The following is a 12,380-nucleotide window of genomic DNA, read 5'->3' as shown; positions in this document are numbered from 1 at the left end:
GTTTAAGGTTTTTGGCGCTAAACCAAGCGTATTAATTTATAAATAAGCTCTAATAATCTCTTGTTTATAACCCCTAACTTAATTCGAGGGTTTTTAATGAAAAATGAATTTTTAATTTTAATTTTATTGAAATGCTGCTAATAAGGTTCAGCTTCTAAATGCAGCCTCAATCGTCTTCCCAAGATTCGTGGTTCAGGAGATCGATAATTCTATCTCTGAGTAAAAATTCGTTTTTTTCTAACTCAAGTTCAAAATTAACCCAGTCACACTGAGGAATATATTTACAGAGCGTATAAATTGACTGCTGACGGTTAACAAGTCTCTTTTTAACAAGTTGAAGTGCTTCTTGCTTGATAAGCTCGATGTCGTATTTAACCGTAGTATTCATAGCTCGTTCCTTTGTTTTCAATCAAGGAATTAAAAATAACAACAATATAAAATTACTATTTGATTTTTGAAAAAATTAGGTACTGTAGGGTGCGTTAAGATAGAATCCGTAATGCACCATTCGTAAGGGTTTGATACCGTACTCTCGCAGCTACATATCCTACCGATATTTTGAAAATCAAATAGTAGTCGTATAGTTGCTTTGACTCTACCTTAAACTTATCAAATAAAACTGGCGAGAGTTGTGAAGAATCAAGACATTAACCTTTAGCTGTAGGTAAGATATATCCTTAAGATACTCTTGGAGTTACTAAGTATACCCCCCCTATAGAGAGATTCTTGCAGAATAAGAAGGTTGGAATAACAAGCTGTAAACACCAAGAGAGGGTGTAGATGCTCTCTCTCTAGGCGACTTGGCAAAAGGTAGGCTAGGGTAAATAACACTCTCCAAAAAATTTATACTATGCTTTTGAATCTTGATAAAGTTCGGCAATATTTTCCCGCCCTAGCTGGTGAATGGACTTTTTTTGATAATGCTGGCGGGTCACAAACCTTGAAAAAAGTAGTAGATAGAATTAGCGAATTCCTCCTGAGTTCTGATGTCCAGTTGGGAGCTTCTTATGCAGTTTCTCAACTTGCAGGAGAACGATTGGCTTTAGCAACTAGGGGAATGGCTACTTTCATTAACGCCAATTCTTATAAAGAAGTGGTTATGAGTCCATCCACGACAATGATGTTGAAAGTTCTTTCTATTTGTCTTGGTCAAACCTTTACACCTGGTGATGAAATTATTGTTACTAATTGTGACCATGAGGCGAATATTGGTGCTTGGGTGGCTCTGGAAAAACAAGGAATGAAGGTTAAAGTGTGGCAAATTCGCCCAGATAGCTTGGAACTTCATTTAGCAGATTTAGAACCATTGATGAGTCAGCGTACAAAACTAGTAGCTTTGACTCATGCTTCTAATGTTTTGGGAACCATCAATCCTATCAAAGAAATTGCTGCATTTGTTCACGCTCGCAACGCTATGATTTGTGTAGATGGTGTAGCTTATGCACCCCACAGGTTAGTTGATGTCCAAGATTTGGATGTTGATTTCTATACTTTGAGTTGTTATAAAGTTTACGGACCACATCATGCTTTACTTTATGGTAAAGAAGAACATTTATTAAAATTACCTGGTCTTAACCATTATTTTATTGACCAGACAGATATACCTTATAAATTTCAATTAGGGAATGTCAATTTTGAATTAAGTTATGGAATGTTGGGTTTATGTGATTATCTAAGTGAATTAGCACAATTGCACTACGGCGATCAAACTGCACCTGATTTGAGAAATCAAATGGTGCAGGCGTTTGATCTAATTAGTATACATGAAGAACATATTAGCGATCGCCTCTTAAATTACCTCAACAGCAAGTCTAATGTGCGAGTAATTGGTCAATCAAAAGCTGACCGTAAATTCCGTGTGCCAACTATATCTTTTGTAGTAGATGGAATGAATAGCTCAAACATTCCGGTAAAAATTGACCAACATTATATTGCGATTCGCTACGGAGACTTTTATGCTAAACGGCTGATTGAATACCTGGGTTTAGCCTCGCAAGGTGGAATAGTCCGAGTGAGTATGGTGCATTACAACACCCTTGAGGAAGTTAACAGCTTGATTGAGGCTTTTGAGCAGGTATTTTAACTATTACTAAGCTGCAAAACTTGCACCTCTTCTTGTGGGTAAATTAATATTTTACCCACCGGGAGAACAGCTAAAGCATTGGTTTGAGCTAAATTAATTAAATTCCCGGAACTTTGACTACCATCAGCTTGATGAAATTCGTAAACTCCATCAATTAAATGCAATTTACCCCAAAGGTAAGTTTCACGCTTGCCATTTGATCGCAACTCATGATGCGATCGCACTTTTAAAAACACTGGTTCCCAACCTTTAGTAATTCCCGAAAGTTTCTTAATTGCTGGTAGCACAAACCGCCAAAATGTTACCAACACAGCAGCAGGGTTTCCTGGTAAACCAAAGTAGAGTGGGGAGTGGGGAGTGGGGAGTGGGGGAGATGAGGGAGTGGGGAAAGTGGCGACGGTGAGGGGTTTACCTGGCCTCATTTCCACAGAACGAATGTGGATTTTTGCTTTCAGTGACTCTAGAATTTTCTCAACATAGTCATAATCTCCTACTGAGACGCCACCAGAAGAGAGAACTATATCAGCTATCGCAACAGCATGGGCAATAACTTTCTCCAAAGCAATTGGATCGTCTTTGACTATGCCTAAAAGTATTGGTTCTGCGCCACTTTGTCTCACCAAAGCTGCTAGCGCATACTGATTAGAATCCACAATTTGCCCTGGCTGCAACGGTTGATCGAGTGTCATTAACTCATCACCAGTAGAAAAAATTGCCACACGCGGACGGCGGTAAACACTTAATTGTTGACATTGTGCTGCCGCTAATACGGCAATTTCTGGAGCATTTAACTTAATTCCTGCTGGTAGTAATTGTGTTCCAGATTGATAAAAAGATGCTTTGTGTCTGACAAATTCTTGCGGTTTTGGCGCATCCAGAATAAATACACGGTTTTCCTCGCGGCGTGTCTTTTCTTGCATGACTACAGTATCCGCACCTGCTGGGATCACCGCACCTGTGAAAATCCGCGCGGCTTGCCCTGGTTGAATTGTAGACTTGGGCTGATACCCAGCCGGAATATCTTCAACAATTTCTAAAACGGCTGGGTTTTCGCTGCTATGCTGTACATCTTCGTAGCGAACTGCATAGCCATCCATTGCCGAATTATCCCAATGGGGAAAATCTAACGGACTGGTGACAGGCACTGCCAAAATCCGACTATCTGCTACTAATAAATCGACGACTTCTGTATCCCGTTGATGATCTAACGGTTGTACTAAATTTAAAATAATTGCTTGTGCATCGCTGACTGATACCATAGCGATCGCCTCCAAATTTTTCTTTTATCCAGGTGACCAATTTTAGATTTTAGATTTTAAATTTTGGATTGAATTTCTGCTTGAGGTTAAATGCCAAACTACACACTGCTAGTAAACCTATAATGATGCTTCCTTCGGGGACTTTAGATACTTTAACTGAATTGTCACTTAAATCTAGTATTTGCTTTGTGCCTGCTGGATTTCTATTGTTAAAACCAAATTCTTTAGCTAGAACCTCCTTGCTAAAACCTTCGTTTATGAGTGCGAGATTATTATTAAGCCATGTGTCGCCAGGAAGCTCATCATCCTTGCCAATATCAAAGGGGCCAAAGATTTGCTCTTTAGTGCTATTAAAGTTGAATCTCAAAAAGCCGTAATTAGATACACCACTAAGCACTGGAGTAAAACTATTTATGAGAGTATTCAAGGGATCAAAGAAAGAAATTGAGAGGGACTGCAAGTTTTTCGTAGCTCCCAAACCTGATTCAGAGATGACGCTTGGAGCAGTTGTTGTATCGTAGTTAAATGAACCTTTAGCTGAATAACCAGTGTTTCCTTCCCAGTTAAAGTTGAACTCAGCAGCATGAGCTAGGTCGTTAGTGGTTATAGCGATCGCTAATCCTAAAGTAGTAATCGTCACTATACTAATAGCTGTTTTAGTAAACAGATGTGTCATAGATACAACTTCCAAATTTATTAAAATTCAGTTTCTATAACAATACAATATTAGGACTTACGCGCAAATAACGGAAAATCGAACCACAGAGGCACAGAGAACACGGAGTGATAAGAGTTTGAGAGGTATTTTGCGTAAGTCCTGAATATTTCTCAAAAACAGATTAAAAATTGATAACTGTTCACTGATTTAACGCCATCCTAAAAAGCGCAATCCAGGGACAATTAGATAGTAACTCACTCCTAACCAGAAGCTAATAAAGACGCCTACAGAACCAAAAAAAATCAGAGGTAACTGTAACTCTGACCAGCCTGGTTGACTAGAGAATTGGAAAATCGGAGGTGCTAACCTCAAAAGAATCAAAACTGCATAGGCGATCGCACTACCAAAGGCAGCAAACACAGCGTACACTATGTGATGGCTGCGAAGTCCTAAACTTAAGGTGAGTAGGCAAACTCCCACTAAAATTACTGCTACTAAACCCTCGCCGCTATCTTTGGGTGTCATTAATTGCAAAATCAACCAGCCGAAGCCATAGCTAATCATGCCCATCAGCGACGCTACTAAAAAGCGTCGCTGTTGACCAAAACACCCGGATACTGTTAGTCCCCAAGCGGTTCCCCAGCCTGCGGCGACGAATACCAAAATATCTGCCCCCAAGACGGGTTGAGTATTTGGCACTAATTGGTTTTGCTGATTCCAAATAAATTCCACAACCTGACGACCCAAGCTTGTGTGATATGCCAAAATAAAACCTGCGATCGCACCAAAACAAGCTCCAACATAAGCTAGGAGCATTGCCCAAATCGTCGCCAAACAAGCTAAGAAAATTTTGCTAATTGTCTGAGCAATAAAAATAACGGTTTTAGTTACAGCTTGGCTAAAGTTAGCTAAAACTTGTTCAATAGCTTGTATTAGCTGTGTAAATTTTTGGGAAACTTGTCTCAATGCAAGTTTCCCCTTGTCTCGCAGTTGGGCAAATAATCCTGGCGGTGGTAATGGTTGAGAAATCTTCGCCAAACGTTTTTGAATTATAGTTGCATTTGCTGGACGCGATCGCATATCCTCCTGCACCATCTCATCCAGCAAATCTGCCAATTGGGGGTTGACATTTACCGTAGTTCGCCAGCGCAATTTCCCCGTTTGCTGATCTTCCAACTCTAGCGGGTACTTGCCTGTTAATAGTTCAATCATCGTTCGACCAAGGGCATAAAAATCGGCACTTGGCCCGACAATCCCGCCAGTCACCTGTTCTGGTGGACTGTACCCAGAAGAAAATAATCGGGTGGAACTAGACTGAGAACGCAGCTTAGAGGGGCTAAATTGTTTCGCTCCGCCAAAATCAATTAGTACTAAGCGATCGCCCCCTGTTTGCCCTTGAGACGGGGTTAAAGGTGGCGAAGAAGTGCCCAGCATTAAATTAGAAGGTTTGATATCCCGGTGAAGAATCTGACGTTTGTGTAATTCTTGTAAAATCTCTACAGCTTGGGCAAACCAGTTTAAAACCAAATCTTCTGGACACCCTTGGGGAAACTTTTTTAATATCTCCTCTAAAGTCCGCCCATTGATTTTTTCCATTACCAGACAAGGCAATTGGTGCGGTTTGGGGTTAAACAGTTGTACCTGAAAATACCCTTCAACATCGACTCTGGGAACACCTGGATGGTGCAAACGAGATAAAACCGCCGCCTCTTGGGTAAATAGCTCCAGTGCCTTTGATGAATCTTCTACCAACACCTTCAGTACTTTCTCTGTTTGAGTTTTTTCATCCCAAACCGTGTAAATTTGGGCAAATCCTCCCGACCCCAAAGGCTGAAGTGGAACATAGCGGTCTAACAGTTCTAGCGGTGCGCCACAACTGTTGCAAAATTTGTTTCCCCAAGGTTGAGGATAAGGACGTTGACAATCAGGATTTATACAGTGAACCGCCCTCTGAGTGATGTGGGACACAACCGCTACAATACAAAGGCTGACTTGATTTTAGCGTTTCTTTAGGTTTCCTGATTTTAAAATAGCCAAAAGGAAAACCCTCATAAAATCTATGAGGGTATTCGTTATATATATGTCAGCATATATATTTCAGCCCTTAGTTACGAAAGCTTCTCTTACTTTGTCTGTGCTTGGCAACTTCTTTGCGCTTGCGTTTTTCTAGGGGCGTTTCAAAATGACGATGCTTTCTCATGTCTGGAAAAATTCCAGCCTTGGAAACTTCTCGCTTAAATCGCCGTAAGGCTGATTCAATGTGTTCATTGTCACCTACAATTACTTGGGTCATTATTTCTCCTAACTAAGTTGACTTCATCAATGGCTATGGAAGCACTAAGATTACAAAAAAAAGACAGACACCTTGTCTGACCTTAAGACTCTAGGTAAATTTTTTTTGTTTCCAACGTTAGTAGCGGTTGCGTCCACCGCCGCCACCACCGCCGTATCCTCCTCTACCACCACCACCGAAGGAACCTCTGTCACCTCTATCTTCTTTGGGTTTAGCCTTATTCACTTTCAGGTCACGACCCATCCACTCAGCACCATCAAGAGCTTCAATAGCAGCTGCTTCTTCAGCTTCGGTTCCCATTTCCACAAAAGCAAAGCCGCGTGGACGACCTGTTTCACGGTCAGTAGGTACTTGAACCCGTTTTACAGTACCATATTCTGCAAAAATACCACTTAAATCTTCTTGTGTAACGTCATAAGAGAGGTTACCTACATAAATTGACATCGATTCTCTCCAAAATCATCACTGTGTAGAGATTTTAATTTCTCTGAGTAGTCTGTAAATACTAAAAGGAAAAAGCCTTTCAATACTAAAACTAAAGACATCACCAAATTAACTCTCCTAATCTAGGATGACATACGAGCCAACTCTCTGCATCCAGTAGATTGTTAACAGATAATTAACTAGTGATGCGATCGCGTTGGTGCGATCGCCTGCCCCCACCTACCATAAGCACGCCCCAGCGCAAAAAAGCGTTGGAAATGGAAGAAGATAAATCCTGTAGGGCGATCGAGGAAATCAGACATGCAGGGGCGCATCTTTAATATCCGAATTGAACGATTGACTATATTAACCAAAAGTATTACTCCCAAATTTTAATATGAAAGGCAAAGTCAGGCAACAAATAAAGGGTATAGCAATCCTAATTTGAGTTATAAAAATTATCTAACTGCTTTCTGGTGCGTCTTTTGCCAAACGCGTAGGGTCGAAAGATAGCTGATTTCTCGATTGTGAGTTTTTTCTTCTTCAATACATGTTGGCTATAGCAAGTTGCTTATCATCACCTTTCCAAGCTGTTTCCAATTCGGCTTTGACAAGTTGAGCGGCCTTATCTTTGCCCAGTGCCTGTAAACTTGCCTGCAAGCCAAATAGAGAACGCCCATTATGGGGATACTTTTCTAGATCAGCACGAAAGACTTTTTCAGCCTGTGCATAGTCACCTTTAGCCAAAAGCACACTGCCCAAAGATTCCCGCGTCGGAAAGTACCAATCTGGTGGTTCCACGTAATCAAGGGTATCTTCTAGTGCCACTGCTTTTTCTAGCAATAAAATCGCAGATTCATAATCATGCTTTTCTCTGGCAATTTTGGCGTTTAGAACTTTTGAGGCAATGTCTAAAATGCGACTAGCAGGACTGAAGCCAATAGTTGCTTCGGTGGAAATTCCCTGTTTGGCGACAACCAATGCTTGACTTTCACTTGCTGCATCTTCAAGTTTGCCTATAGCTGCGCTTGCCATACCGCGAGCAAAATGCCAAAGTGCTGTGGTAGTAAGCAATTTACCATCGGGAGCAGGAGTTTTTAAGATGGCATCCCAATCACTAAAGCGTGTCTGAATCAGCATTTTGCTGCCCAGGAATCCCTCAAGCATCGGTGCATACGGATCAATTGCAGTAGCATTTGCAACTAACGTCTCTGCGGCTTGGAGAGCATCTTTATATTTTCCTGCCATGCTGCTGGCCACCATGAGAAAATATACGTTGTGGTTGTAGTACATCATGGGGTAACTGCCCTGGACTTGATATTTTTTGATGTAAATATCATCTTGAGCGATCGCCTGCTTATTTGCCTGCATTGCCCCTTCATAATCTCCCATAGGAAAATAAATATGACTTGGCATGTATACCAAATGTCCCGCCGTTGGCGCTAGGGTTCCTAGTCGTTTGGCACTCACAAGGGCCCGTTCTGGAGAAGGTGAGGCTTCCACTGCATGAATATAGTAATGATTAGCTCCGGTATGATTCGGATTACGTTTGAGAACAGATTCTAAAATAGCCACAATTTCTTCTGTATCTGGCTGTGGCTTGCCATCTTTAGTCCAGTGCTGCCAAGGATGCAGATCCATCAAGCTTTCAGCGTAAAGCGTCGCCGCATCCAAATCATCTGGATAGCGTTTAACTAGGGTTGCCATTGCTTTTGCGTAGTAAAGCGCTAGTTGAAACAAATCTGCATCAGGTTCTTGGGAGTAACGTTTTGCTAAGGCGGTAATGTAGTCTCGTTCTTGGGCAGATGCTTGGGTAGAAAGTGCTAAAGCTTGCTGTAGCGCTTGGTAAGCAGATAATTCTCGGTTGGGGTCGATTGCTAAGTTAATATTAGGGCCTAGAGCCAGAGCAATACCCCAATATGCGATCGCTAAATGTGGATCGAGTTTGGCAGCGTGTTGAAAAGAACGCACCGCCTCATCATGATTGAAAGCGTAAATCAAATTTAATCCCTGATCGAAAAACTCTTGCGCTTGGGGATTAGAAGTAGAAATTGGATGGTGGATTGTCCCAACTCCAGATATTAAAGTATAGGGCTGTCTTGGTTGAGCGTAAAGATAAAGCGGCTTGTCGTTAGCGATCGCTACATTAGGAGCAACTAAAGAGAGTATAAGCACCCAAACTATAAATAAGTACTTCATTATTCTTTATATTCAATCTGTTTTTTTATTAATATTTAAATACCACAGTTTCTTTAAGTAAGCAATTTGTTCTTCTCCAGCTTCAGATTTCCTCTAATTAGGAGTTATATTTTCGATATATTTCTTTTTCAAGTTCCAGCTTTTCTTCATCTATTCGGATTATCATGTCATCTTCTTCTCCATCTTCATCTGGTATGAGTTGATATAAACCAAACTCACAACACTCTGCAATTACAGATATCATACTGATAAGATTTTTATATATTATTACTGAATCCTCAAGGCAACCAACATCCCAAAGATAAACCGGAGATGGATCGAGATCGCCAACTACATAAAGCATTTTTCTACTCTCATATTCAGCAATAGGAAACCATTTTTGGTTCCAATATTCATCACTAGTAGCTTCTCGTATAGTTTTGTAAATATAAACTGAATCTTGCAAGGAACAAAAAGAACAAATTACATCGGCTCTTAATTGCTCAGGAAACAAAAAATAGAGTGGTAGATAGCCATTGTTATAACCAAGATCGGCGGTTCCATTGCGCCATTGATAAAGTTCGTATACTTCTTCGGATAACCGGAATGGTAAATCCTTTGTAATTTCGTCAATCTGCTGGCGAGTTAAACCTGGATTGTAACAATCAAAGAAATCATGATTGGTAGATTTTAACCAATTCAAAATATATTGAAGTTCATCCGTAAGTTTAGACATTTAACTAACCTTATTTAGTGATTAAGGACGAAAGTATTTTAAAGCATCTCATCTCATTTACCCGGAGTTGAATACACAGGCTCACTAATATTGCACTAAGCTGTTACGTATATAACTTGCATTATCAGTGCGGGCAGGATGCCCACCCCACAATCATCTTGAAAAAATATTAGTGTAAATTAAAGGCGCAACAGCTTATCTACCACCAAGCTGAAAGCTTCCGCACACTGTTGATATATTTATTATATCCAGTTGTGATAAGCAAAGTTGCGGTTTATCAGCACCACTGTCTACCTGAAGTTATAAATTATCTTGTCTTAAGACTGAACAATATAACGGTACCTTTCTCTCTTTTGGATATTAGTTGAATTCTCAAGATGAATTTAACCTTTAAATAGTTATGTACAATGGATACAAATATTCTTCATAAAAACATCGTCAGATAGAAGAATTAAAACTTGTCTAAAAGTAATCTATAAAGATTGCAGCTCTTTTCAAGCGAGCAACAAAAAACTAATCCACAATTAACATACTTAGGAAGAAAAAATATGAGTATCGAAGATAGAGCAAAAGCTTTTGCTAAAAATGTCGAAGGTAAAGTCCAAGAAGTGGTTGGTGAAGTAACCGGCGATCCTAAAGATAAGGCTGAAGGTAAAGCTAAACAAGCTGAAGCTCAAGTCCGCCACACTACTGAGAATATCAAAGATGAAGTTAAAAAGACTTTAGAATAGGCTGAATTTTATTTAGGAAGAAGGTGTAAATAAAATAATTATTTACTGAATCTTCTTCCTTTTTAAAAGATATATTTTACTTTGGGCTTCAGACTTTTGCCAATAGCGTCCTGATATTGTTCCAGAAATTGATTGGTAAAAATATTTATTTTTGTCTGCTTCCTCCCATATCTTAGTTTTCTATCTTAGTGTTCACGGATTTTGCCTGTGAACATTATTTTTGATTGCAAAAAACTTATTTTTTATACTAAGCGCACATAAATGTGCATTAGCATTAACTTCAAAAAAGAATATTAAACATACACAGATGGCGCTAAATTTAGTTTAACAAGAATAATTTCAGCCCAGATTGGGTTTTCCGATGAATTCCTACTTTTAGTTTTCGCCTGCTACAGGTAGACGGATAGTGAATGTACTACCCTTGCCTGGTTCAGATGTCACATCAATTGTGCCTTGATGCGCTTCAATAATGCAGCGAGATAAATATAATCCCAAACCACTACCAGAACGTTGGTGTTTACCTTGACGAAATCGCTCGAATAATATCGCTTGGTCTTGTTTAGAAATTCCTGGCCCTGTATCTTGGATATCAATAGTCATAGCTACCGGAGTAGGATAGCAACGAATATCTACAGAACCTTTGTCTGTAAATTTGATGGCATTGCCAATAATATTTGTCAAAACTCGCCGCAGTTCAACGCGATCGCCCATGACGCTGCTTGCCGTTTCACCTCGATCAATATTTACAGCTAATCCTTTTTCTTCAGCTAAAGGAGTTAATTCTTGAGAAACTTCACCAACTAATTCCTGAATATTACAAGGAGAAATTTTTAAGGTTTTACAGCCCGCTTCATGACGATAAACTTCTAGCAAGGTATTTACCATTTCCAGCAGGTCTTGATTACTGCCAATCATGGTATCAATTATTTCTTGCAATTGTGGCGAAACATCGCAAAACCTGCCTTCCAGCAATAATTTTAATACGCGGTTGGAGGCTACTAGTGGGATGCGTAAATCGTGAGTAAAACGAGAGACAAAATCTGCCCGCAGGTTAGCCATCTGATCTCGTTCATCGATACTATGCTTGAGGCGCAGGAGCGATCGCACTCGTGCATGTAATTCATCAGGATCGAATGGTTTACGAATAAAGTCATCTGCACCAGCATCGAGTCCTTCCACAACGCTTGACGCATAGTGAGCCGTGAGCAGCAAAATGGGGATAAATGGCAACGCCGGATTCTGCCGGATGCGTCGAGTAAATTCATAGCCATCTATCTCTGGCATCATCACATCTAAAAGAATTAAGTCTGGCGGCGACTCCTCAACCATAGCCAGAGCAATTTTGCTATCTTCGACTAAGCTAATTTCATAGCCCTCATCTTCTAGGACAGCTTCTAAGACCAGTAAATTGTCAAAAATATCATCGACAACCAGAATTTTATCTTTTTTGACAGTTTTAGTTAAAGACATGGCTAAATAAAAAAAAGAAGTGCTTGGCTATCCCTCGCAAATCTAGTAATAGCTTACTTCACCACCACTAAGATTATTAAGGATTCATATTTTCGTTTAAAGTTTCCTAAATTAAAATCTAAGCTTTTTAAGTGATTACACTGAGGCTTTGTTTAATAAATGTATTAGCATACTATTGTCTTAACAAATATATTAGCTGTCTGATTATCCAAGCAATATCTGTATCTGAATCTTAAGGTGAGGTAGGTTAGTCTCTTTTATTTAAATCATCGTAGCTACTGCAAGGACAATTATTTAATAGTCACCCACTCTTGCTTGCTACCGGATTTTCAATGAAAGATTGTTTACCATGAAATATCTATCCTGAGATTAATGTATAAAAATGTTTTTGAATTAACTTAATATTGTCATACCGAAACTCTTGCTTTAGAAAAACTTACGAGATAAGGTTATTTATGTCTAATGGTAGATGAAGTTAAGGGAACAATACCAACTACATTGCTTTTTGTATAAGATCCCAGATAGAAGAACGAGATTATTTTAATCTGT

12 protein-coding genes are annotated in these 12,380 nt (G+C 39.7%); 2 read left to right on the top strand and 10 right to left on the bottom strand.

Features of this window, described 5'->3' with window-relative positions; genetic code table 11:
* Nucleotides 1-166: 166 nt before the first annotated feature.
* Nucleotides 167-388, bottom strand: coding sequence for a DUF4327 family protein (locus V7K25_RS13045; protein WP_335158514.1), 222 nt, complete (start codon nt 386-388; stop codon nt 167-169).
* A gap of 462 nt (nt 389-850) precedes the next feature.
* Between V7K25_RS13045 and V7K25_RS13040 the strand changes: the two genes are divergently transcribed.
* A complete protein-coding gene (locus V7K25_RS13040; protein WP_335158512.1) occupies nt 851-2,083 on the top strand; it encodes a cysteine desulfurase-like protein in 1,233 nt (410 codons plus the stop codon).
* On the opposite strand, the gene V7K25_RS13035 is transcribed toward V7K25_RS13040, so the two are convergent.
* The 8 genes from V7K25_RS13035 to V7K25_RS13000 form a co-directional block, all read right to left on the bottom strand.
* A complete protein-coding gene (locus V7K25_RS13035) occupies nt 2,080-3,342 on the bottom strand; it encodes a molybdopterin molybdotransferase MoeA (RefSeq protein WP_335158510.1) in 1,263 nt (420 codons plus the stop codon). The two genes, V7K25_RS13040 and V7K25_RS13035, sit on opposite strands and share 4 nt — an antisense overlap.
* Before the next feature lie 49 nt (nt 3,343-3,391).
* Nucleotides 3,392-4,018 carry a PEP-CTERM sorting domain-containing protein gene (locus V7K25_RS13030; protein ID WP_335158508.1) on the bottom strand — a complete coding sequence of 209 codons (627 nt, stop codon included), beginning with the start codon at nt 4,016-4,018 and terminating at the stop codon, nt 3,392-3,394.
* A gap of 189 nt (nt 4,019-4,207) precedes the next feature.
* Nucleotides 4,208-5,968 carry a serine/threonine protein kinase gene (locus tag V7K25_RS13025; protein ID WP_335158506.1) on the bottom strand — a complete coding sequence of 587 codons (1,761 nt, stop codon included), beginning with the start codon at nt 5,966-5,968 and terminating at the stop codon, nt 4,208-4,210.
* 136 nt (nt 5,969-6,104) lie between these two features.
* Nucleotides 6,105-6,293 (bottom strand): 30S ribosomal protein S21, encoded by a 189-nt coding sequence (gene rpsU, locus V7K25_RS13020; protein ID WP_012407716.1) that lies wholly within the window; start codon nt 6,291-6,293, stop codon nt 6,105-6,107.
* 117 nt (nt 6,294-6,410) lie between these two features.
* Nucleotides 6,411-6,737: an RNA recognition motif domain-containing protein gene (locus tag V7K25_RS13015; RefSeq protein ID WP_334995925.1), complete on the bottom strand. Its 327-nt coding sequence runs from the start codon at nt 6,735-6,737 to the stop codon at nt 6,411-6,413.
* A gap of 179 nt (nt 6,738-6,916) precedes the next feature.
* The gene (locus V7K25_RS13010) at nt 6,917-7,090 is read right to left on the bottom strand and encodes a hypothetical protein (RefSeq protein WP_335158504.1); all 174 of its coding nucleotides are present in this window, start codon (nt 7,088-7,090) and stop codon (nt 6,917-6,919) included.
* A gap of 169 nt (nt 7,091-7,259) precedes the next feature.
* Nucleotides 7,260-8,915 carry a tetratricopeptide repeat protein gene (locus V7K25_RS13005; RefSeq protein ID WP_335158502.1) on the bottom strand — a complete coding sequence of 552 codons (1,656 nt, stop codon included), beginning with the start codon at nt 8,913-8,915 and terminating at the stop codon, nt 7,260-7,262.
* A gap of 97 nt (nt 8,916-9,012) precedes the next feature.
* Nucleotides 9,013-9,630, bottom strand: coding sequence for an SMI1/KNR4 family protein (locus V7K25_RS13000; RefSeq protein ID WP_335158500.1), 618 nt, complete (start codon nt 9,628-9,630; stop codon nt 9,013-9,015).
* Nucleotides 9,631-10,178: 548 nt separating this feature from the next.
* Between V7K25_RS13000 and V7K25_RS12995 the strand changes: the two genes are divergently transcribed.
* Nucleotides 10,179-10,361, top strand: coding sequence for a CsbD family protein (locus tag V7K25_RS12995; protein WP_335158498.1), 183 nt, complete (start codon nt 10,179-10,181; stop codon nt 10,359-10,361).
* A gap of 375 nt (nt 10,362-10,736) precedes the next feature.
* Here V7K25_RS12995 and V7K25_RS12990 read toward each other — a convergent pair whose 3' ends face one another.
* Nucleotides 10,737-11,831 (bottom strand): hybrid sensor histidine kinase/response regulator, encoded by a 1,095-nt coding sequence (locus V7K25_RS12990; RefSeq protein ID WP_335158496.1) that lies wholly within the window; start codon nt 11,829-11,831, stop codon nt 10,737-10,739.
* Nucleotides 11,832-12,380: the final 549 nt, after the last annotated feature.

It is taken from the genome of Nostoc sp., from assembly GCF_036919495.1.
Lineage (GTDB): Bacteria > Cyanobacteriota > Cyanobacteriia > Cyanobacteriales > Nostocaceae > Nostoc.
This window is presented reverse-complemented; position numbering and strand designations above follow the sequence as displayed.